At 39.0% G+C, this 22,815-nt stretch carries 23 protein-coding genes and 1 tRNA gene; 17 read left to right on the top strand and 7 right to left on the bottom strand.

The features are described from left to right. Positions 1–564 precede the first annotated feature (564 nt). Both JYB65_RS12330 and JYB65_RS12325 read left to right on the top strand, forming a co-directional pair. A complete protein-coding gene (locus JYB65_RS12330; RefSeq protein WP_206582992.1) occupies positions 565–1,725 on the top strand; it encodes a DUF262 domain-containing protein in 1,161 nt (386 codons plus the stop codon). Positions 1,726–1,738: 13 nt separating this feature from the next. Then, a complete protein-coding gene (locus JYB65_RS12325) occupies positions 1,739–2,275 on the top strand; it encodes a HEPN domain-containing protein (protein ID WP_206582991.1) in 537 nt (178 codons plus the stop codon). A 56-nt stretch (positions 2,276–2,331) separates the two neighbouring features. Here the strand turns inward: JYB65_RS12325 and JYB65_RS12320 are convergent. The 3 genes from JYB65_RS12320 to JYB65_RS12310 form a co-directional block, all read right to left on the bottom strand. Beyond that, a tRNA-Arg gene (locus JYB65_RS12320) sits at positions 2,332–2,407 on the bottom strand. A 174-nt stretch (positions 2,408–2,581) separates the two neighbouring features. Next, positions 2,582–4,153 (bottom strand): tyrosine-type recombinase/integrase, encoded by a 1,572-nt coding sequence (locus JYB65_RS12315; protein WP_206582990.1) that lies wholly within the window; start codon positions 4,151–4,153, stop codon positions 2,582–2,584. A gap of 109 nt (positions 4,154–4,262) precedes the next feature. Then, positions 4,263–4,529 (bottom strand): S-layer homology domain-containing protein, encoded by a 267-nt coding sequence (locus JYB65_RS12310; protein WP_206582989.1) that lies wholly within the window; start codon positions 4,527–4,529, stop codon positions 4,263–4,265. A 577-nt stretch (positions 4,530–5,106) separates the two neighbouring features. Here JYB65_RS12310 and JYB65_RS12305 point away from each other — a divergent pair. Together JYB65_RS12305 and JYB65_RS12300 are read left to right on the top strand one after the other, a co-directional pair. Then, entirely contained in the window at positions 5,107–5,802 is a 696-nt protein-coding gene (locus JYB65_RS12305; protein ID WP_206582988.1) for a DUF5986 family protein, read from the top strand. 20 nt (positions 5,803–5,822) lie between these two features. After that, on the top strand, positions 5,823–6,977 hold the full coding sequence (locus JYB65_RS12300) for a helix-turn-helix domain-containing protein (protein WP_206582987.1): 1,155 nt from the start codon (positions 5,823–5,825) through the stop codon (positions 6,975–6,977). Between the two features lie 359 nt (positions 6,978–7,336). On the opposite strand, the gene JYB65_RS12295 is transcribed toward JYB65_RS12300, so the two are convergent. The 3 genes from JYB65_RS12295 to JYB65_RS12285 form a co-directional block, all read right to left on the bottom strand. Continuing rightward, positions 7,337–8,248, bottom strand: a complete 912-nt coding sequence (locus JYB65_RS12295) for a hypothetical protein (protein ID WP_206582986.1) — start codon at positions 8,246–8,248, stop codon at positions 7,337–7,339. Positions 8,249–8,370: 122 nt separating this feature from the next. After that, complete coding sequence (locus JYB65_RS12290) at positions 8,371–9,354, bottom strand: DUF4365 domain-containing protein (protein ID WP_206582985.1); 984 nt, start codon at positions 9,352–9,354, stop codon at positions 8,371–8,373. Between the two features lie 510 nt (positions 9,355–9,864). Continuing rightward, a complete protein-coding gene (locus JYB65_RS12285) occupies positions 9,865–10,977 on the bottom strand; it encodes a DUF3810 domain-containing protein (RefSeq protein ID WP_206582984.1) in 1,113 nt (370 codons plus the stop codon). A 298-nt stretch (positions 10,978–11,275) separates the two neighbouring features. Here JYB65_RS12285 and JYB65_RS12280 point away from each other — a divergent pair, with 298 nt between their 5' ends. From JYB65_RS12280 to JYB65_RS12220, 13 genes are all read left to right on the top strand, one after another. Continuing rightward, the gene (locus JYB65_RS12280) at positions 11,276–12,445 is read left to right on the top strand and encodes an ATP phosphoribosyltransferase regulatory subunit (protein ID WP_206582983.1); all 1,170 of its coding nucleotides are present in this window, start codon (positions 11,276–11,278) and stop codon (positions 12,443–12,445) included. Then, positions 12,442–13,068, top strand: a complete 627-nt coding sequence (gene hisG, locus JYB65_RS12275) for an ATP phosphoribosyltransferase (RefSeq protein ID WP_245156670.1) — start codon at positions 12,442–12,444, stop codon at positions 13,066–13,068. Before JYB65_RS12280 ends, hisG begins: the two co-directional genes overlap by 4 nt. Before the next feature lie 74 nt (positions 13,069–13,142). After that, positions 13,143–14,219 (top strand): histidinol-phosphate transaminase, encoded by a 1,077-nt coding sequence (gene hisC, locus JYB65_RS12270; RefSeq protein WP_206582982.1) that lies wholly within the window; start codon positions 13,143–13,145, stop codon positions 14,217–14,219. Positions 14,220–14,270: 51 nt separating this feature from the next. Continuing rightward, positions 14,271–14,858, top strand: a complete 588-nt coding sequence (gene hisB, locus JYB65_RS12265) for an imidazoleglycerol-phosphate dehydratase HisB (protein WP_206582981.1) — start codon at positions 14,271–14,273, stop codon at positions 14,856–14,858. Between the two features lie 14 nt (positions 14,859–14,872). Then, positions 14,873–15,505 carry an imidazole glycerol phosphate synthase subunit HisH gene (gene hisH / locus JYB65_RS12260; RefSeq protein ID WP_206582980.1) on the top strand — a complete coding sequence of 211 codons (633 nt, stop codon included), beginning with the start codon at positions 14,873–14,875 and terminating at the stop codon, positions 15,503–15,505. A gap of 12 nt (positions 15,506–15,517) precedes the next feature. Then, positions 15,518–16,273: an imidazole glycerol phosphate synthase subunit HisF gene (hisF, locus tag JYB65_RS12255; RefSeq protein ID WP_206582979.1), complete on the top strand. Its 756-nt coding sequence runs from the start codon at positions 15,518–15,520 to the stop codon at positions 16,271–16,273. 3 nt (positions 16,274–16,276) lie between these two features. After that, positions 16,277–16,945, top strand: a complete 669-nt coding sequence (hisIE, locus tag JYB65_RS12250; RefSeq protein WP_206582978.1) for a bifunctional phosphoribosyl-AMP cyclohydrolase/phosphoribosyl-ATP diphosphatase HisIE — start codon at positions 16,277–16,279, stop codon at positions 16,943–16,945. Positions 16,946–17,175: 230 nt separating this feature from the next. Then, entirely contained in the window at positions 17,176–17,775 is a 600-nt protein-coding gene (locus tag JYB65_RS12245) for an acetate uptake transporter (RefSeq protein WP_206582977.1), read from the top strand. Between the two features lie 268 nt (positions 17,776–18,043). Then, positions 18,044–18,601, top strand: coding sequence for a chromate transporter (locus tag JYB65_RS12240; protein WP_206582976.1), 558 nt, complete (start codon positions 18,044–18,046; stop codon positions 18,599–18,601). Continuing rightward, positions 18,598–19,221: a chromate transporter gene (locus JYB65_RS12235; protein WP_206582975.1), complete on the top strand. Its 624-nt coding sequence runs from the start codon at positions 18,598–18,600 to the stop codon at positions 19,219–19,221. The genes JYB65_RS12240 and JYB65_RS12235 overlap by 4 nt, the downstream gene beginning before the upstream one ends. Positions 19,222–19,418: 197 nt before the next feature. Beyond that, a complete protein-coding gene (locus JYB65_RS12230) occupies positions 19,419–20,219 on the top strand; it encodes a flagellar motor protein (protein WP_206582974.1) in 801 nt (266 codons plus the stop codon). A 6-nt stretch (positions 20,220–20,225) separates the two neighbouring features. Then, complete coding sequence (locus JYB65_RS12225; RefSeq protein WP_206582973.1) at positions 20,226–21,026, top strand: flagellar motor protein MotB; 801 nt, start codon at positions 20,226–20,228, stop codon at positions 21,024–21,026. A 172-nt stretch (positions 21,027–21,198) separates the two neighbouring features. Further along, positions 21,199–22,191 carry a choloylglycine hydrolase family protein gene (locus tag JYB65_RS12220; protein ID WP_206582972.1) on the top strand — a complete coding sequence of 331 codons (993 nt, stop codon included), beginning with the start codon at positions 21,199–21,201 and terminating at the stop codon, positions 22,189–22,191. A gap of 85 nt (positions 22,192–22,276) precedes the next feature. On the opposite strand, the gene JYB65_RS12215 is transcribed toward JYB65_RS12220, so the two are convergent. After that, on the bottom strand, positions 22,277–22,708 hold the full coding sequence (locus JYB65_RS12215; protein WP_206582971.1) for a hypothetical protein: 432 nt from the start codon (positions 22,706–22,708) through the stop codon (positions 22,277–22,279). Positions 22,709–22,815 lie beyond the last annotated feature (107 nt).

Below are 22,815 nucleotides of genomic sequence, written 5' to 3'. Positions count from 1 at the left end.
TTCAATTAACTATTTTTCATAAATTGGTAGTTTCTTAAAAATATGAGAGCATTTTAAAACGCAGCGAAAATTCTTTCGCTTCGTTTGTCAGCAGTCTGAAACACCTAAAAAGGTGTTTTCTTATTTGGCCTCCGCGAGAGGAATCGAACTTCCGACGCACGGTTTAGGAAAGTGTAATATGATAGGATAAGACCTTGATTTGCAAGGGTTTTAGCCTTGTTTGCAATGATGCCCTGTTGCCCATTGATGGCAGAAACTTTTATTAAAAGTTGATCTTTTGATCAACTTTTCCGGGATTGTGCCATCTGAAGTTGGTACCTCCTGTCTGAATATATGAATGCACAGGCTTCACCCCTTATCCAATGGGCCATTGCTTACGTGATACAACAAAAAACAGTCCTAATACAGTAAATGTTTGAAACAATGACTTTGTTTAACTTGTGATATCATGTATAATAGTGTCAAATTGTGAAGGTCGGTAGGGTACAGATTAAGTAAGAATAAACGCAAGAGTTAGAATATTATTTGCATAGCTTGAGTAAAATATAAGGAGGAACAATCGTAATGGATACTTGGTATGACTTGGAAAATTTTGATGATGAGGAGGCGATTGCAATAAACGAATATGATATAACGGTCTCCCCAAATGATTTTAATATCTCTACACTATTTAGTCTTATGGATAACGGGGTGATAAAACTTCCTGCATTTCAACGTAATTATGTGTGGGATATAAAGGCGGCGTCAAAACTTATTGAATCGATTATCCTCGGGTTGCCTATTCCTCAAGTTTTTTTATATGAGAAGGGAAAAAACAATTTTCTTATTATAGATGGTCAGCAGCGTCTGCTTTCCATATATTTTTTTATGAAAGAGCGCTTCCCAAATGCTGAGGGACGAAAATTACTCCGGAATTATTTAACCGGAGATGAAGTGATCGATAAAGCATTTTTATCTGATGATAGATATTTTTCTAATTTTTCTCTTAAGTTACCCGCTCCAATTGCCACAGAAAAAAATAAATTAGACGGCCTTAAATTTGAAACTCTTAGTGATAATAAACATTCCTTCGAATTTTTAAGGACAATCCGTTCTGTTGTCATAAAACAAAATGAGCCAGAAGATGCTGACTCTTCAATGTATGAAATTTTTAATCGTTTAAATACTGGAGGCCAAAAACTTAAACCGCAAGAAATTCGAATGAGTTTATATTATTCTAATTTCTATAAAATGCTATTCGAAGTGAATCTTGAAAAACGCTGGCGTGAGTTGATAGGACAACAATCCATTGATTTAAACTTTAAAGATATTGAAATATTGATTAGAGCGTACGCGATGCTTTTTGACCATACAGAGTATAAAGCAACTATGACAAAATTTCTCAATCGATTTTCAAAAATCAGTGGTGGATTTGATGATGAACTAAACAAATACCTTCGAAGACTGTTTATGAGCTTTTTAGAGAGCACAGAGAACCTCTCATCACGAGATTTTTTTAGCTCGAATGGGAAGTTTAACATTTCGCTCTTTGAGTCTGTTTTCGTAGCAACGTGTTCATCGTTTTTTAAAAGTAAAGATATTCTCACCGGTAAGATTACTAAAGAGAGCGTTCTTGCACTTAAGTCTGATGATGATTTCAGAGAAGCCTCTCAATCAAGTGTAGGTTCAAAAGCAAATGTTACGACAAGAATGAGCCGCGCTATTGATTTAATCATTGTTGAATAGAGGGGGTAATATATTGCACCCTCTATTTGATGCGTTTATTCAGGATTATCGCGATATTAAAGCATTATTGCTGAAACAATCTGAATTATCATTTCAAACAACTGTAGATGCCCATTTTAGAAAAACATTTTTGATCTCCTGTGCCAGTTACCATGAAACATTCATACAAAACATGCTATCTGCATTTTTAGAACGAACTTCTAATGACCAAAGAATAACTGCTTTTGCAAAAACTAAAGGGATAAAACGCCAATACCATACATATTTTACATGGGATAATGCTGGAAAAATACCGAATAATATCAATAGCTTTTTAGGCCTTTTCGGAAATAACTTCAAGGAAAACGTAGCTCAAGAAATTGCATCTAACGAAGATATAAAGTTAAAAATGAAATCTTTTCTTGAGATTGGGAACTTAAGAAATCAAATGGCTCATGAGAATTTATTGGCATTTAATTTAGAAAAAACATTTGATGAGATTATTGTGCTAAATCAGAATGCTTTAGAATTTTTGCAGTTTTTACAAAAAAATTTTGAAAGTAATGAGTAGATAAGCATAGCAGTGAAAAAATCAAAAACCTGTAATCATTGAGATTACAGGTTTTTTGGCACTCCCGAGATGATTCGAACATCCGACGCATGGTTTAGGAAACCAACGCTCTATCCCCTGAGCTACGGGAGCATAAAATTATTGCTTAACATCGATCATAATATTCTATCAAAAACCTATCCCTTTATCAATCCTTTTTTAAAAATGACAACAGATTGTAAACAGAATTTTTTTAGAGGTCTTGGAAAGGAAAAAAGTAGCAGTATTTTACAGCCCGCTACTTGGTTTTTCTCTCTATATTGTTTCTTATACCACTATTGCCAAATGCCTTTGATTCAGTTGATCGTAATATTCACCACAAGCGGCCATAGCTTGTTGCTCTGTAACGTGAGTATAAATTTTCATTATCACATCTACGGTGTTATCTTCCATTATTCGTTGAATAACAGGAATCGGCTGACCTGCTAATATCAAGCGGGTACACATAGTATGCCTAAATCGGTAAAGTGTAAGTCTCATATCTTTAATGCCTGCTTTTTTAACAAATCTCTGGATAAGGGATTTTACGGAGGTTTCACTCTTAAAATCTCCACTTCTGCTAGAGAATATAAACTTACTGTTTTTCATTGGGGCAGGGGAGTGATCCAGTATCTTTCTCCACTCTAATAGTGCCTGCACCGCTAGATCGGATAACCGTAATGTTCTAACACCAAAAGCAGATTTGGTAATGCTGATAAACTCCCTATAATCTGTTGCTTTGGTTATACTCTCTATTTCCTCATAGTCTTTGCTGACTGCCTGTCTTATCGCAATCGTCTTGTCTGCCGGATTAAACTTAGACCACTCCAAAGCCCTCAATTCCCCGGGTCTCATACCAGTACATTCGCATATTGCGAACATAGGGTAAAGGATAGGATTTTGATAGGCTATGAATTCTGATAGGATCACCGTAATCTCTTCGTCAGAATAGGCTTCCGTTTCGCTATCTATAATCTGTTTGCTGGTAGGGCATTTCAACTTGGTAAATGGGGCGCTTGGAATATCTTTGTTTGAAACTGCAAGTTCGAATATCATTTTGGTTGTCCTGAATGATGATTTTTTTAAATAGTTCTTAACATAATAATAGGAGAGAGTGTCGAACAGTTTCCTAAGTTGGATATCGTCAATCTCCACCATTTTCACATTTCCGATATGCCTTACCACCTGAAATAAGGATTCCCTATAACTGTTTATAGTTCTGCTTGTCGCTTTTCCTATGCAACCATTGAGGATATCCAGTGCATACTGCTCAAAGGTTTTATTTGTGTATGTAGGGATATTTCCTGCTGGCATTGCATAAGGCTGAGATATAGGGAAGATCATTGGAGCACTCATCGGATAAACCATTGGAGATGAGACACTATTTGTTCCATTCAGTTCATTCAGTCTGCTATCCAAATACTTTTGGGCTTGTATCTCATCCCTGAGGCTCTTACTTTCTCTATCCCTCTTGCCGTCCGACTTTTTTCCTTTTTCAATTTGAACCATAAATCTGCCGTCCTTCAAAACAGATACAGAACCTTTGTAGATCATATCCTTAACCTCCTCTTGGATGGGTATTTGAACTAACTCATTGTTGGTCAACGAGCATGATAACTCTTCAGAGGTATGAAGTACAGGTAAATGTTGCCCAAAATCAGAAGGTTTTTCTTCACCTAACATAGCGGCTAATGATGAAATGGAAATTAAGGATTTTCCCGATACTTCTACGGCTTGCAATGCTCCTGTAGAAATTAATTCCTGAACTGCCTTTTTAGGAATCCCTAGCTCTTTTGCTACGATCTGTTCTGATAACAGCCTTGCTTGATACTTTTCTTTTAATTCTTTTGAAATACTCATCTATGTAAATCTCCTCGACTAATTTATTTGAAAGCGAACTTTCAATCTAATTAGCCAAACAGAGGTGATTTATGTGCATTTTGACTGTAACTGTCTTCGTCTTCGTTTTTTAGATGCAAAAAACAATAAGGCGATAGCTCAATTGAACTATCGCTTTGAAAGCCGTACTATAATCAGGTTCTGCCCTTGTTAGAGTGCCTTGTGGATTAAACGTGCCTGATTTATCAACACCACACAATATTCCATTAGAATATGCCTCTCGTACTCCATATCTGCTCCGAATGCTGTAATAATCAGGTATGTTGTATTCAATGCCTTCCTTTACTCGTAAGGTTTCTCCGTTGACCTGGGCCATATTGGTTAGTAAGCCTGCCATACTTTCACGTGATACAGTGGAATTTAATGTTTCTGCAACCAGACTTGTTGGCTTATTACTCTTCAGAAAGGGGATATTAAGAGATTTTTAAAACGCATTTATTTGATAGCTAATTGGTATTTATATAGTTATTTCTTCACATAACTATTCCTTACAGTTTCCATATTACTTCTACCATGTGGATTTGTTCCATTGCCATCTATATAATCAGCGTCATATATTCCAATCAACGGCTTCAACCTAGTATTGTACCATTCCGCAATGATGCAATTAACTTCAAGTCGTGGTGGGCGGGATCAAAATCACCTAGAGAACTATGACTTAGAGAAATGTTACTCAAGAAATTCAATTCCTTATATGCGTTTTTTATCTTGGTGGTATATTCAAAGTAGAATACAATACATGGGAATTTTTAGTTAGACTATCCACCATGTGGAATTCAAAACGTTGCCGATAGCAATCTATTAAAAAAGCAGGCGGCAGACGAAATAAAAATCAGAGAAATCATGCAATTCCACTTGACTTTTTAAACGAATATATGTAAAATGATAGACACAACAAAGGAGGGATGCAACCCATGGAAAATTCCAACGAAATTTTTAGCTTTCATCTTCCTGTCATTGATCGCGCGATTGTCGAAGCTCTACGGGTGTCTTTGGAAGATGTTATGCCTGAAATTATGAGTGACAATAACTTAATTGAGCGGAATGGGTATGGACAATTCCGCTGGAATCCTATTATAGCACAGCTACGTGATAAGTGCCAACATTTAGGCTGGCTTGATCTTAACATCCTTCCTAGAAGAGGGTGGAAAACGCCTGTCTTATTCTATCCTGCATCTCGCAATATCCTCACACTTATGACAGAGGACACATTTCGTAGTGTGCGAAAACAATCGAATAAGGGCACGCACTACCTATGCGGAGGTGCCAGTTTTAACCTTGGTGTTGAAGCGCAATATGAACAACTCGAACTAGACTTGCCCGGCATTTCGCCAGATGCTGAAATCTGGGTAGCTAAATCACGGGAAGAGCTTGCTGCTGCTGTTCGCGTTGATGTTGGTGAGATTGAGGGACATATTCTGGTACTATTTGAGGTTCGAGCCGATAAGCTTTTGACCGTGCGAGCTGTCCGGCTTACACCAAAACTTGAAATCTCCACTGAGGAAGAGGACTGGTCCCGATATATTCGAATGCCGTATGCAGCAGATCAAACGATCGAGCCTCAGCAGAGTAGTGAGGATGAAGAGGAAGAACTCGTTGAGCTACTTTAATTTAGGAGGATTGATTGATAATGCATAGTGGTAATAGAATAAACTGCGAGAGGCTAAAAGAGGCTCGTCTATTTAGAAAGATGACGATGGCTGACTTGGCGCAGAGTGTTGGCATCAACAAACAGGCGATATCTCAGTTTGAAAACAACAAAATTTCTCCTGATCCACTGACACTTCGCCGAATTTCAGAGGCACTGAACTTTCCTTATTCATTTTTTGTTGAATATGATCCTCCTTCAATTATTGGTAACACATATTTTCGTGCGCTGTACTCAAGTAAAAAAAAGGATTTGGCTGCCCAACAGATTAAAGCGAAGTATCTTGCCAGAGCACATGCGGCCTTAGCTACTAAAGTTAGGTTTCTACCGCTTAACCTACCAGACGTTGCAATGGATAGATCGATGACAATTGAAGAGCTGGCAATGCGTACTAGGCAGCACTGGGACTTAGGTGATGCTCCGATACCTAATATGGTTGGATTGCTAGAACGAAATGGAATCGTTGTCGGCGAGTTTGCTACTGACAGCCGGGAAATAGATGCCTTTTATCAGTATTATGAACAAGATAACAGTCCGACCTATTGTGTGATCCTTGGAACAGATAAAAAGAGTTTTTTTCGAAGACAGTTTAATTGTGCTCACGAATTGGGACATATCCTTTTACATGAAAGATACTCAGATTTGGATGAGATTGATAGAGATGAGTTTAGAGAACGAGAAAATGAAGCCAACGCTTTTGCTGCGGCTTTCTTGTTGCCGGCAGAGGCTTTTGGTAACGATGTGGCAGCATATCCAAATAGGCTTAGCCACTATGTTGAACTGAAGAAAAAATGGAATGTTTCAATTATGGCTATGATACTAAGAGCACATGCACTGGAATATTTATCAGCGAATCAATATGCTTATTTGATGCGCCAGATGAGCATGAATGGGTATCGCCACAAAGAACCGCTGGATGATATTGTCGAATATAAGCATCCGCAAGCACTTAAACAAGCGATCAATCTACTTTTGAAAAACGGAAATATGTCAGGAGGGGATATTATGAACCTATTTGTGACAAATAAGTTTTCAGTCTCTACAAATGTAGTTGAAGAATTGTTGGACTTGGAGCAAGGTTTATTTTCCCAAATTAGAGCCAATAACGTAATTTCATTTGCGAATATTCAAAAATGAAATGCATGCAGTTATTTATAATGAAAAGTAAGGGGCGCAGTGCTTTATTTGTCACTGCGCCCCAATCACATTAATATGTATTATATAAACCGAAGATTAGATGGTATAAGTTATGTAGAAGTCCTCTAAAAATCCCACGTTATCACCACCAATCTTTCAATATTGGTCATGATAACTCCTCAGAGAGGGGATGCCAAGACCTGAAATGATAATTTTAAGTAAACCATTCTAAATAGCAAAATGGAAAAAACTTTACACAAATGCGGACATCTAAGATATAGGCATTGATCAGTAAAGGAATAGTACTAAAATTTTCTCTTTCTCCTTGTTTTAATTTGAACTCCAAACGAGGCTAGCAACTATTTAAAATCTACCTCTTGAAATCTCACTGATCTGGAAGTAACTTCCATTTTCTTAATCTCGGTTTTAACTGATTTATTTACCTCTACTCTCTGCCCCTCTTCAGTATCTCTAATTTTATATTCAGATACGAGGAAGAAATCATTCCCTTCATAAACAACTATTAATTCATTGTCTATTATTTTATACGAATTTTCTTGTTGCGCCGAGAGTGCTCCCATACCATAGCAAGAGCAGATAAAAATAGAAAAAACGACAACGAAAAAAATTATATCTTTCAATTTATTCTTACAAGAAAATACCCCACTGACTGAATTTTTTTTAATCTCATTTTGTTTTTGTTCGGAAGCTTTTGGAGGAATTATGGTTGCAATTCCCACAGCTATACCATTTAAATGTAAAAATATTGAAATCCATAAAACGTAGAGTACACTTTTAACATCCCATTCAATCATTTTATGACTTTCTACTAGCTCAATTATCGAAAACAATAAAAAGAAAAAGATCCATGTGCATACAAGAAGCAAGACTATATTCCTTGTTCTCTGTATCCACTTTTTTTTAGCGGTTATTATACTGTACGAGGGAATATTGATAGCACAGAAAAATATAAAAAGAGATATATTAAAGAAAATATCATATAATATATTCTCATTTGATACATTTATGTAAAATCGGCTTATGCCCCAATAATCGAACCTTCCGCATTCATATGCATATATAAAAATCTTAGCAAGCGATGAAATAACTGCGACACAAATTGTTACACATAGGGCAGCCAAACCAGCATGCTTACTCAAATATTCAAATTTACTTTTAATCATTTCTTTAATTATTTTTTTTTTGATATAAGGGTATATATCCTCATCCTTTGCAGAGGACACCTGCGACATATTTTGATTAACTCCCATTTTTTTTACCTCATTTGTATTCTTAGAAATAAGTGCTTCTCCATTTTTATTGAAATACTAAGAGCCTTGTTAAAAATAATAATCTACCAATAAGTTTAAATCTGAAGCTTATATACCGTTATTCATTGCTCTGAAGTAAGCAAACCCGCATAGGTGGGAAGAAACCATTCTTTTGATAAGTCTTCAAAAATAAATCCACAATTGCAAATTCTATCCCATAATATCCTCAGCTGAATTGCATTCTGGCTTTCTATCAAGGAAAGCTCCTCAAATGACCCCCTTGTCATCCAACACTTGTCTTCAACATCTTCTCCTTTTCTTCTATAATTTTCAATAATTGTCTCTGCCATTTTAGTGGTTTTATTGTTCAAAAAGTAATCTAACTCGGCTTGGACCTCTGCTAAAGCATAAAAGTATTTTGAAGCACCCCAAGCATCAAACCTACGAATAATATTAGAAAAATGCAATATATCCGTTGTTAAGGTTTTATCACTCATATATTCTAACTCTCTCCTTTGATAATTAGCTTTACTAAAAAGCGCAAATAATTTGGCTCTTTTTGCATACCATCTAATTGGCAAAACATTATTAGTATTTTCAATGACATTTGATATTGGAATATTAATCGTTAAGGATTTTTTCTTTGCATAATTCGGATTAATGGGTAGGATAACCTTCTCGATATAATCATTTAGACACATAAAATAAGCTCGATTGTTAACCACATCAACAACAACTAGCAATACAGGAACAGCACTTCCCATTTTTTCTACTGTTCCTAATAAAGCAGTTTCAATATTAAATTTAACCACCTCTATATTTTTGTAAAACTCTTGTTCACTATAAGCCTTCTCTACATTAGAACGCTTATTAACTCTAAGTTTTCCTATTTTTAATTCTTCCGTACCCTTAACCTGAAAGTATACATGCTCCCCAGTCGTAATAAAATTCTCTTTATGTGGTTCAAATAACTCTACAGCTAAATCAATGCCATAATCAGGGGCATATTCTCTGATTATCCATTCAATCGGTAAGAGTGCTCTTAATATGGAAACTGCTTTTTCCCCGATAATTTGTGACTTACTTCTCTTTTTTCCTTCCGACATGATAAGAAATTCACCTTCACTTATCTTTTAATTTTCATTCTCTTGCTCTAAAATTTATTTCTATATCAGTATATCATAGATATCAGGTTGAAAATATATGCTCTTGACCTATGACCAAAAGATGTGGGAAAAGTGAGATCATATGATACAGGTATTCTGTTGCCCAAATGGTCAACAGCTTTTGGGCAACAAAAAAACCTCTAAGTCTAAATTAGAGGGTTATATAATTATCAAAGGAGAATAAGGCCTCTCGATCTATTCAATTGCGATACAGTAGATATTGGAATGGTTCCGAGCCTTTTTTTCAGAATACGTGGCTCTCGTTTCAGTTCGTAGTTGTCATTTCAAGGAATTGTTGCGAGTCACGGTTTTTTGGGTTAAGAGTCTCCCATTAGGAAACCGACGCTCTATCCGCTGAGCTACGCAGAGAAGTTATCATTTAGCTTATATAGCATAGCAAATTATAGGCGGATTTTCAAGAGCAATGCGAAAGAATTTCGAATTAATCTGTTAAACAGCCAGCGCGTTTGTTTTGTGGTATGCAAGAAGCAGGTCAACTATGCGACCATAACTTTTTACGCCATCGGATTGCGCATTGGCCTTCAAATATTTATCATTTGCGTTGGTGGCAATTTCCGAAGCAGTGCTTTCATGCTGCCGCCAATATTCTTGTTCGGCAATTAAATCGGTTCGAGCCTGTTCCGGCAGTGTTGCAATAATACGCTCATATTCTTCCTTGGAGCTGTCACGGTACAAGGCACTGAGCACATAACTAAGTGCATTGAGCTTTCCGCTGTATTGCAAGGACGCAGAATCGGAGGAAGAGCAGGCAAGATAAGCGATAAACCCGGCTTCGTCCTCTCGGATGTAACCCCTTAAGTGAGCTAGTTCATGACAAATCGTATAAGGGATGAGATAGTCCGGCACGTCCTGATTATAATTGGCTTCAATGGTATAAGGAGAGAATATGCCGGTGAGATTGATATTCGACATCCAAGAAGACATCAGGATCGGTTTTGGATTTGGATAATAACCGGATAAACTCGAATATTTTTCCCCTAAGCTAAACATCGCTTGTTTGCTTTCATTTTTTATTGCAACCGGGTCCATCTGAAAAGTTCCATCGGTTGAAGGTTGTATTTGTGTTGAAAGTCCAGCCAAATCGTCTATTAACAATGCAGTGAGCTTTACTAAATCTTCATGTGAGGATGCTGTTACAACGATATCGATGTCCTTTGCAATGCCATTTCGGTTATAATTCATGCTGCAAGTGAGTAAAACCATCAGCAGTATGGTGCTGGCAAAGCAGGCTATCGTCACCGATGTTTTAAGCAGCTGCTGTGGTACACGTTTTCTTTCTTCTGCAGTAAAAAGGTTGGCGATCAGATTTAAAATACCAAAGATCACAAAAAGAGGCAGTAGATATAAGCCGATCTCTAAGGCGGAAAATGGCAACAACGAAAAAAGCCGTCCCACTATATTCGGAAAGATTTGGAATGCAGAGGATGCATACCATTGGCTAAACTCGGGATTTGCTCTTGCAATATGTACCAAGGAAAGACCGAGGAGTGGGGCACAGACAGCATATAATAATGGAATTCTAAAGGAAGCCAGTTTGATCATTATACAATAATCCTTTCATGAAGAAATAATATGCAGAAAAAGTGCTTTGTCGAAATCTCGGTAAAAATGTCTGCTTTTGATAGTTTCCATTATAGCATTGGGGGCCTTAAATGTATTGAAATTTAAACAAAAATATCTGAGGAAATTGCTGGACTTTATAGAAGGAACTGTGTTATAATGCGTTAACGCTTTATCGCTTTGAAGTAATGAATTAAAGCGGTGAACAACGACTAGGCGAAATATTAAAATAAGTTTATACTATAAATATAGTAGGATGGAGAAGGTAAAGGGAAGTAAAATGAAAGTAAGAAAAGCGAGCTTAAAAACGGAAGAGAAGGCGACCCTTGCATTGAGAGGGCTTTACGAACAATTCGGATATAAAAAGTATAAGATGGGACGGTTTGAAGAATATAGCCTATATGCTGAAAATAAGGATTTTCTGGCCGGAGATAAGGTCATCACCTTTACAGATTTAGACGGCAGATTGATGGCTTTAAAACCGGACGTTACACTCAGCATTATTAAAAATACAAATGCAACGAGGGGCAGCCGGGAAAAGCTGTATTACATAGAAAACATATATCGGGAAAGCAAAGAAAGTCACAATTTTAAAGAAATTACACAGATGGGGCTGGAGTATATAGGGGATATTGATTTGTACGGTATCACAGAAGTGGTCTCTCTTGCGGTAAAAACCCTTAAAACCATCTCGCCGAAATATATTTTAGAAATTTCTCATATGAGTTTTGTCGTCGAATTGCTAAAAAGTATGGAAATTTCGGAGCAGGTTCGAAATAAAATGCTTCAACTGATCCGAAATAAGAACATCAACGGAATTGCGGAGCTTGCTAAGCAGCTGAATCTTTCGGAACGGCAGCGGTGTGTATTATGTAAGATACCGACACTTTACGGAGAACCTCAGAAAACCTTGAAGTATGCGAGAAAGCTGGCGGTAACCGACGGCATGATTCAAGCAGTGGATGAATTGACCGAGCTGTTTAATGCGTTAAAGGTCTTAAACAGCATCAAAAATGTTCAGGTGGATTTCTCTCTTGTCAATGATATTGATTATTATAACGGCATTATTTTCAAGGGGTATCTGGAAGAACTTCCGAGAAGCGTTCTGGCCGGAGGGCAGTATGACAGTGCGATGAACATGTTCAGCAAAAAAGCCGGCGCCTTGGGTTTTGCGCTCTATTTGACCGAGCTGGGCAGGATGCCGGAAGTGAAATCTGCCTTTGACATTGACGCCGTTGTCCTGTACGATGAAAAGACGGACTTGAGCGCCCTGCTGCAAGCTGTACAAGACCTGATTAAAGAAGGGGAAAGCGTTCGAGTGGAGAAATATGTGCCGGAAAATTTAAGGTATCGAATTTTATATAAATTTGAAAAAGACTCTCTTGTGATCCTAGAAGAAAACCATTGCGAAGAAGAGGAAGAGACAAAGCAGACAGGAGGAGAGGAATGATGTTAAATATCGCATTGCCTAAAGGAAGACTCGGTGACCAGGTATATGAGCTGCTTGCAAGCATCGGCTACGATTGCAAGAGTATCTATGACGAAAATAGAAAGCTTGTTTTTGAAAATCCGGAAAAAGGGGTACGGTATCTGCTTGTGAAGCCTAGCGATGTGGCCATTTATGTGGAACATCATGCGGCTGATATCGGGATCGTGGGAAAAGATATTTTATTGGAATCCAAACCGGACGTATATGAGCTTTTGGATTTGAAACTGGGAAAGTGCAGAATGTGCGTTGCTGCAAAAACAGACTATCTGGAAGAACCGGATAAAACGTTGCGGGTTGCCACAAAATTTGTAAACGTGGCTAAAAAACATTATCAGGAACTAAATCGGGATATTGAGATTATCAGGCTGAACGGCAGTATTGAATTAGCGCCGATATTGGGATTATCCGATGTTATTGTAGATCTTGTGGAGTCCGGCAACACCATCCGTGAAAATAATTTAAAAATAGTTGAAGAATTTAAAAATATTAGTGCAAGATTTATTGCAAATAAAACCAGTTTTAAGTTCCAAAATGATATAATAAGGGACATGGTAGAAAAATTAGAAAAGGTTATTGCCGAATAAGAATCGTTATAGGACCTATAACAAACTCTTATCTGCAAGCTCAACCTATGTAAGACAGATAAGGAGAAGACTGGATGAGTCGTTTTTTAAGCAAAGAATATCAGGCATTGGAGCCCTATACACCGGGTGAACAGCCTCAACAAAAAAAGTTAATCAAATTAAATACCAATGAAAGCCCCTATCCGCCGAGTCCTTTCGTTTATCGGTCTATTGACCAGTTTGAAGCGGAGAATCTGAGACTTTATTCCGATCCGGAGGCGAAGCAGCTCGTAAAAGCAATTGCGGAAACTTATCAGGTAGAGCCAAGCAATATTCTGGTGGGAAATGGGTCGGATGAACTTTTAGCGTTTAGCTTTATGGCTTTTCAGAACCTTCAAAAAAAGGTGTACTATCCAACCATCAGTTATGGATTTTATCCGGTGTATGCAAACGTGTACGGCATGCAGAAATGTGAGATTCCGCTGGACGAAAACTTAAAAGTAAATCCCAAGGATTACTATAACTTAGACGGAACCATTGTGATCGCGAATCCGAATGCACCAACAGGAATCGCGCTGACCTTGCAGGAAATTGAGGCAATTGTTCTCAGTAACCCCAATAACTTGGTGTTAATTGATGAAGCGTATGTGGATTTCGGTGCAGAAAGCTGTCTCCCGCTGATTCATAAATATGATAATCTGTTGGTGATACAAACTTTCTCGAAATCAAGGAATCTGGCTGGTGCAAGAATTGGATTTGCGGTGGCAAACCCTGACATCATAGCGGATTTAAATCGAATCAAGTTTTCTTTTAATCCATATAATTTAAATAGATTGTCAATCCTTGCAGGGACTGCTGCTATGCAGGATAAGGACTATTTCAGAAAGTGCACATCGGAGATCATAAGAACTCGAACCGATTTTGTAGAGGAAATGGAGCAACTCGATTTTGAGATCCTTCCGTCCAAAGCGAATTTTGTTTTTGCAAAGCATAAGAACCTTTCCGGCAAGGAGTATTTTACGGCATTAAGAGAGAAAAGTATTTTAGTACGGTATTTCGAAAAAGATCCGATTCAGGAATATGTGCGAATTACCATTGGAGCTCCTGACGAAATGGCAGCCTTGATAAAGGCATCCAAGGATATCCTGGGAATAGAAGAAAATATTGAGTAATAAGCTCATAAAATAAAAAAATTACAGAGTAAAGCAATAAAGGAGAAGTAAATGAGAACGAGTGTAGTAACAAGAACAACAAAAGAAACAAAGATCAGCCTAAGCCTGGATTTGGATGGTACAGGGAAAGACCATATCGACAGCGGCTGCGGCTTTTTAAATCATATGTTGGTACTTCTGACCAAGCACGGTCGTTTTGATTTGGATTTAAAGTGTATGGGGGATACACATGTAGATGACCACCATACGGTTGAGGACATCGGAATTGCCTTGGGTACGGCTTTCAAGGAAGCAATAGGAGATAAGAGAGGGATTGTACGATATGGCAACATGATGCTTGCAATGGACGAAACGTTGATGCTCTGTGCGTTGGATGTAAGCGGAAGACCTTATTTGAATTATGATGTGACAATTCCGACACAAAAGGTTGGGAACTTTGACACGGAACTGGTCAAGGAATTTATGCTTGCTTTTTCTAGACAGTTTGGTCTAACCCTTCACTTTAAGAGGATAGAAGGAGAAAACAGCCACCATATCATTGAAGCGATGTTTAAGGGACTTGGGAGAGCGCTGAAAGATGCGGTCGCAATCGATGTGCAGTATGCGGATGAAATTCCGTCCAGCAAAGGCATACTGTAGAAAGGAACAATGCAATGATAGCAATTATTGATTATGGAGTAGGAAATTTATATTCATTAAGTTCCTCTTTTCAATATTTGGGTATCGATACGAAGATTACAAATGCGGCAGAAGACTTGATTGCTGCAGATAAAATTCTTTTACCGGGAGTTGGCGCATTTGCCGATGCGATCCAAAAATTGAGAAACACCGGATTGATCGATACCATATGCAGTGAAGCAGAGAAAGGAAAGCCACTTCTCGGCATTTGTCTGGGGATGCAGCTTTTATTTGACAAGAGTTATGAATACGGTGAACACGATGGCTTAGGATTGATTAAAGGAATTGTCGCTCCGCTGGAAGAAGATCTGCCGGAGAGAGTGCGGAACGGGAAATATGTGAAGCTGAAGGTTCCGCATATCGGCTGGAACAGCTTGGCACTGAAAGAAAAGGAGCCATTGTTCAAATACATAAAAAACGGAGACTATGTGTATTATGTGCATAGTTTTTATGCGAAGGATTGTCACAGTAATATCATCGCATCGTCCAGTTACGATATAGAAATAACAGGTGCCGTAAGAAGCGGAAATGTATACGGAACACAATTTCATCCGGAGAAAAGCGGAACGGTTGGGCTGAATATATTGAAGGCCTTTGCCGAGTTATAAGGAGGGATCGATATGATAACAAAAAGAATCATCCCTTGCCTTGACGTTCGGAACGGAAGAGTAGTCAAGGGTGTGAACTTCGAAGGAATTCAGGACGTTGCCAGTCCGATTGAAATGGCAAAGTTTTATAATGAGAGCGGAGCAGACGAGCTTGTTTTTTACGATATTACTGCCAGTGTGGAAGAAAGAGCACTATTTACCGATATTTTAAAAGAGGTGGCAAGCCAAATCTTTATACCGCTGACGGTAGGGGGCGGAATTAACACGATTGAAGACTTTGACCGTGTGCTTAAATGCGGTGCGGATAAGGTCAGCGTAAACAGCGGAGCAATCAAAAATCCGGAGCTGATTCGTCAGGCGGCTCAAAAGTATGGGGATCAATGTGTGGTTCTGAGCATGGATATAAAGCGCGTAGGCGAAAGGCTCCATATCTTTGCGAAAGGCGGCAGGGAAGATACCGGAATAGATGCGCTTGAATGGGCAGAACGAGGAGTTTCCTTGGGAGCAGGTGAACTTGTTGTAAACAGTATTGACACAGACGGTGTAAAAGGCGGCTTTGATATAGAGATGCTGCAGGCGATTGCAGAGCGTGTTTCCGTACCGATTATAGCTTCGGGCGGAGCAGGGAACACGGCGCATTTTTTGGAGCTGTTTCAAGTTCCCGGTATTGATGCCGGACTGGCAGCCAGCATATTCCACTTTAAGGAAATTGAGATCAACAATTTAAAGCAATATTTGAGATCTCAGGGTGTGGAAGTACGTCTGTAACCGATGAAGACTCAAAGCGATTGGGAGGAAAAAATGAACGAACTGAAATTTGACGAAAAAGGATTAATTCCTGCAATCGTACAGGATTTTTACTCAAAAAAAGTACTGACGCTTGCCTATATGAATAAAGAAAGTCTTGAAATCAGTATAAAAGAAGGCAGAACCTGTTTCTGGAGCCGAAGCAGGCAAGAGCTGTGGAGAAAAGGTGAAACCAGCAATAACTACCAGCAAATTGTCAGCATTACTGCTGATTGTGACGGAGATGCATTGGTTGTTGAAGTGATTAAGAACGGCCCGGCTTGTCATACAGGAGCAGACAGCTGTTTCTTTGCGCCTATTTATATCAGCCCCGAATTGAAACCATTTTCCTATGACGGGTTGTATGAGATGATTGAAGGAAGAAGGAGCTCCCCGCAGGAAGGAAGCTATACCACTTATTTATTTCAAAAAGGCATGGACAAGATCTTGAAAAAAATCGGCGAAGAATGTACAGAGGTTATTATAGCCGGAGCTAAAAACGACAGAGAAGAAGCCGTTTATGAAATCGCCGATCTCACTTATCATGTAATGGTGATGATGGTGGAACAAGGCATTCAGATGAAAGAGGTGACTGCGGAGTTGGCAAAACGCCACGTGGTGGATCACAAGGTCAAACAGGAACGGATGAAATGATGAAATTGTGCAACAATAAGACACTCAATTTCCGTTGAAAATTCATTGCCTCGAGGCAAGTAGAAAGAAAATTCTATCTACTCGTTTCAAGGCTTTTTTCTACGTCAAAAATACAAAAAAATTGTTGTTTTTTGTCCTTCTTTACTATATATTAATGGATATGTGTTTTTGATGGAGCACATTGAAAATAGAGAGTAGTTTGGGAAAAAGGTAGTTAAAGGAGAAAGAACATGTCAGAAAATAAGAAATTAAATGAAATAGCAGATCCGGGTCCTCTTGGCCTTGCGGCGTTTGCTACAACGACATTTGTATTGAGCTTGATTAATGCACAGCTGGTGCCTGCAACAGTTGCAGATGCATTTTTAACGCTGGGTCTTTTCTATGGCGGTTTAGCTCAGTTACTGGCAGGAATGTGGGAATTTAAGAAGAACAATACATTCGGTGCCACTGCATTTACATCTTACGGAGCATTTTGGCTTGCACTAGCAGGTATGGTATACTGTGAAAAGTTAGGCTTGATCAATTATGGAGAAGACGGAGCTATCGGCAGCGGAATCTTCTTGTTAGCATGGACAATCTTTACATTCTATATGTGGATCGGAAGCATGGCTGTTAACAAGGCACTTTTATATGTATTTACTACATTATTATTAACGTTTATTCTTTTGGACTTAGAAAAGTTCGGTATGCTTGCAGACGGTGTTCCGGCAGGCTTCATGGGTCTTGCTTGTGCAGCTGGTGCATGGTATGCATCTGCAGCAGGGGTGATTAACTCTACTCACGGTAAAGTAGTATTACCTTTAGGTTCAAAGGGAAATTCTGCTCATTAAATGAATACGGTTCTTTCAAAGAATCAAACCTATTCATTGCTAAGTTAAAAGGGGCTGTCTTCAAATAGTTTGGATTTTTACAGATAGCCAGTGGTTCAGATTCGTTTTTAGAAGGAGTCTGAGCTACCGGCTGCCTAAAGTTTGAACTGTTGAGACAGCCTCTTTTTGTTTTTCGGAGAAAACGAACAGATGATAGAGAAGGGATGATATTTATCGGGTAGTAGTATATACTATAAAGGAAATGGGATGAAGTGTATAAGGAGAACAAATGAAATTGTTAATGCAGCTGTTCGCAGCTTTTTTTAAAATAGGACTTTTTACAATCGGAGGAGGGCTGGCCATGCTGCCGCTCATTCAAAAGGCTGTAGTAGAAGAATATCAATGGATGGATGAGGACGAAATGATTGACTGCCTTGCGATCTGTCAATCCATACCAGGCGTGGTGGCGATTAACTCCGCAACCTATATCGGCTATAAAAAAAAGGGCATGCTTGGAGCCATTGCCGCCTCTTGCGGTGTGATTTTACCTTCCTTCATCATTATTATTCTGGCGGTTCTGTTCTTGGGACAAGTCGGAGATAACCGCTATGTATCGGGAGCTTTCACTTCAATTACTGCCGCTTCTTGTGCGTTGATTCTGTTTGCGGCGTATAAACTTGGAAAACAAATACTCAAGGATAAGTTCTCCTGGGTAGTTACAGTTATTTGTTTTTTGATGACGGTGGTCGGGATTACCGCGCTGTGGGCGATTATTTTTGGGGCGCTGGCTGGCTTGATCCTTTTTTGGCACCAAAAATATAGGTTAAAAGGAGGGAAAAACGAATGATTTATGTAACGCTTTTTCTAACTTTCTTCCGAATCGGAATTTTTAGCTTTGGCGGTGGTCTGGCTATGCTGCCGCTTATTTTCCAAACCGTTCAGGATTTTGGGTTTATGAGTTCCGAAGAGTTTGCGAATTTAGTCGCACTCTCTCAAGTAACCCCTGGGCCGGTCGCGGTTAACGCCGCCACCTATGTCGGTTATGATTTTGCAGGCTTTTGGGGCGCATTTTTTGCGACATTGGGGGTCAGTTTACCGTCGTTTATTCTAGTTATTACTGTCCTTAAATTTCTCGATAAATGGAATAACAGCAAGAGCATTGATGCCGCGTTTAAAGGGATACGCCCTGCAACCGTAGGCTTGATCGGGGCAGCGGCGCTGTTTGTCGGTGAATCTGCATTAATTAATAAGAACAATCTGGATTTCTTGAAAAGCAATGTTCCGGAATTTTCCGCATCAGGTTTAAGCCATTATATCGGTTCGATTGCAGGTGATATAGCAAACAGTATTCAACTTATTCCCTGCCTTATCTTTATCGTTACATTAATCTTGACTGCAAAATTTAAAATGGGACCGGTTAAAATAATTTTCATGATGGCCATAGCCGGTGTTTTTTTCTGCAGCTGATGCAATCACGCTTTTAAGGGCACAAATTATAAGATTATAGGAATAATACCATTTAAATGAAATTTTACCTATTTTTTAAAAAAATATGACATAAGTACAACAATCCAACTATTGCCGATATTGAGATTTGGTGTTACAATATTTTAGGAGATTATAGCTAATTTTGTTGAAACTTAAAAAATAGTGGAGAATTCGTCATGGATATATTTGTTCTGATTTTTTTAGTTGTTGGATTTGGTGCCGTTATCGGCGGCTTTTTACTTGAAGGTGGACATCTCATTGCCCTCGTCTCGTTGACGAGTATCGTTATTATCTTAGGCGGTACAATAGGTGCAACTGGGGCATCCTTTCCAAAAGAACAATTGATTCGATTGCCTAAAATCTTTAAAGTGATCTTGCGAGATGAAAAATATGATACAGCAGCGTTGATCCAAAAAATGAAGGCCATGTGCATCCAAGTTCGTCAGAACGGATTATTGAGTCTTGAAAATCAAATTGATGCGGAACCAGACAGCTTGATGAGAAAAGGAATGCGTTTAATTGTAGACGGGACTTCCGCAGAACATACAAAAGAGGCGCTTGAAGTTTATATGGAGGCCATGGCTGACCGGCATCATTCAGCCGCACAGATGTTTGAAGCAGCCGGAGGGTTTTCACCGACCATGGGTATCACGGGAACCGTATTAGGGCTGGTTCATGTATTGGGTAATCTCGAAGAGCCGGATTCATTGGGCCCGAAGATAGCAACGGCGTTTATCGCCACTTTATATGGTATCGGTATAGCCAATCTGATTTGGTTGCCGCTAGCAGGTAATTTGAAAGCAAAACATGCACAAGAAGTATTATATAAGTCAATGATCATTGAAGGTTTACTCCTGATACAGCAAGGGGCCAATACGAACTATATGGATGAGAAGCTAACCAGTTTTCTTTCAGAAGCTCAAATATCCCAAAAAGGCAGCGGTTATTCCGGTGGCGGCAGGAAAAAGAGGGGATAATCTGATATGGCTAGAAAGAAATATATAGAAAAGGATAATAGCGATCGTTGGCTTTTAACTTATTCCGACTTGATTACTCTTTTAATGGTTTTTTTCGTTGTCATGTACGCCATGAGTGCTGTGGATCAGAAAAAATATGAGCAGTTGGCCCAGTCATTAAGTGCCACTTTTGATTCCGGAAGCAGTCTGAAGGGCGGCGGGGATGTCCAAACGACTTCAGGAGGAAGCATTTTGCCTACCAGCAGTGCATTGGATGTTCAAGCGAAAGACCTCTCCGATGTAGTTGATCCGGAACTGCTGCAAGTTGCGAAGCAAATTCAAGAAATGCTGAAAGAAAAAGGTCTTGAAGGCCAGGTTGGCGTTTCGATTCGAGAAAGAGGTGTCGTCATCAGCCTATTAAATACGGTATTATTTGATTCCGGAAGTGCCGACGTAAAACAAGAAGGGCTGAGCACGTTAATTGAGATTGGGAATATTGCCAAAACGGTAGATCATTATATCCGAGTAGAAGGAAATACGGATGATGTTCCGATGAATAGTCCTAAATTTCCAAGCAATTGGGAGCTTTCTGTAGTCCGAGCGACAGAGGTTGTAAAGTTATTAATTGATCGAAGCGAGATTTCACCGGATAAAATCAGTGCCATAGGTTATGGGGAATATCGTCCGACATTGCCGAATATATCACAAGAAAATCGTGCGAAGAATCGCCGAGTAGATATTGTAATACTAAGTAACAACTTCAATAGCAGTGAATCGGAATCCGTGTCGGTATCCGGTTCCGATACGAAGAGCAGTACCGAACACTGAAAAACAAGCTTCTGATTCATCGGACGGTAAAGAGAAACGGAAGTTTTTAATAGGTATAATGAAAAGTTGAGCATCACAATAAAGAGAGGCTCAACTTTTTTAATTGTTCAATGCCGGCACAAAGAATAAAGAATAATAGGCTTCCATATATTATCAAAGGAGGTATATTAGCATGTGTACAGCAATAACTTTACAATCTCAACAGCAAGAAACTTTTTTTGGTAGAACGATGGATTTTTCTTATGATATTGATCCACATCTCTATATAGTGCCGAAGGATTATGTCTGGGACAATATTTTAAATATGAAACAAATTCGTAATAATTATAGTTTTATAGGTATTGGACAGCAGCTTGATGGACTTCTTAGCTTTTTCGATGGGGTAAACGAAAAGGGATTTGCGGCGGCAGCCTTATATTTTGCCGGGTATGCTAAATACGATGCGCTTCACGCTGATCCTACTATAGAGCAGATTGCTTCCTTTGATTTTCTCCATTATATTTTAGGAAAATGTGCATCAACCAAAGACCTGAATAGAGTAGTTAAGAATCTTTCCATCACCGGACTACCGGATCCGGTAACCCAAACAGTGGCGCCGTTACACTGGATAGCCGTAGATCGTGAGTCAAAATGCGTTGTTATTGAGCAAACGGAACGGGGTTTGGAAATACTGGATAATCCGATCGGCGTTATGGCGAACAGTCCGGATTTCCAATGGCATATGACAAATCTGAGGAATTACGTGGAGGTATCACCGAAACAAGTGAGTGAAACCGCTTGGGGAAGTGTCCCATTAAAACCATTTGGTCAAGGGGGAGGAACCGTACCCTTACCGGGAGGCTATACCGCACCGGAACGTTTTGTTCGCACAGCCTATCTGAAAACCCATGTTCCTGTTCCTTATGATGGTACCGATGCCGTTGTCTCCTGTTTTCATATCATGGATAGTGTGTCTATTCCGGAAGGAGCCGTCATCACGGATCGTAATACATACGATTATACAAAATACACAGCCTTTATGAATACAAATACCTGTGAATATTTCTTTAAAACTTATGACAATGTTCAAATAGGAACAGCAAGACTTTTGAAAGAGTGTGCACGGTTTACCCAAGTGACGAATCTGGGCAAACTAAACCGACCGATATCTTTCGAAAAAATCTAAACATGCTAAAACCTGCCGATCTTTTAATGACCGGCAGGTTTTTAATGAAATGGAATCAATATTTACATAAAAATTCTCCTACTATCTATTCGTCTTCATCATGTTGATTTTTCATTTGCTCTTCTATTGCACGTCTAGCCAGTTCGGTATTCTTTTCTATTTCTGTAATAGAACCTTCTTCTGCGAGTTGATCCAATTCTTCTTCACTGTAAGAAGACAGATTTTTTGAGGTAGAAGAGTCGGTTGAATCCTCTGGAGCCAGAGCAGCAATCGCAGCCGCATCGCTGGAGGTGGATGAATCCGAAATACTTGCATCAGAAGACGTTTCCGCAGCTAATGCAGCATACCCTTCGGGGCTGATTTCTAACGTATCTGTTTCAGGTGCAGGCGCAGAATCCAATAAGGTATTATCTATTTCCTCTTTACCCTCTGTGCTGATAGTGACTTTTGTGCTTTGTTTTGCAGCTGCCAACTCACTGGTGAGTTGATTTAAATTTGTATTAACTGCCGAAATCATACCTTCATCTCCTTTTTATGAAAAAACAACACTTAGAAAAAATTTACAATTTACAATTTTATCTTACGCTTCGACCGTGTTGATTTAGTGAAGACTGTGTGAAGTTT

The sequence above is a fragment of the Clostridium aminobutyricum genome, assembly GCF_017255415.1.
In the GTDB taxonomy this organism is placed as follows: domain Bacteria; phylum Bacillota; class Clostridia; order Peptostreptococcales; family Anaerovoracaceae; genus Aminipila; species Aminipila aminobutyrica.
This window is presented reverse-complemented; position numbering and strand designations above follow the sequence as displayed.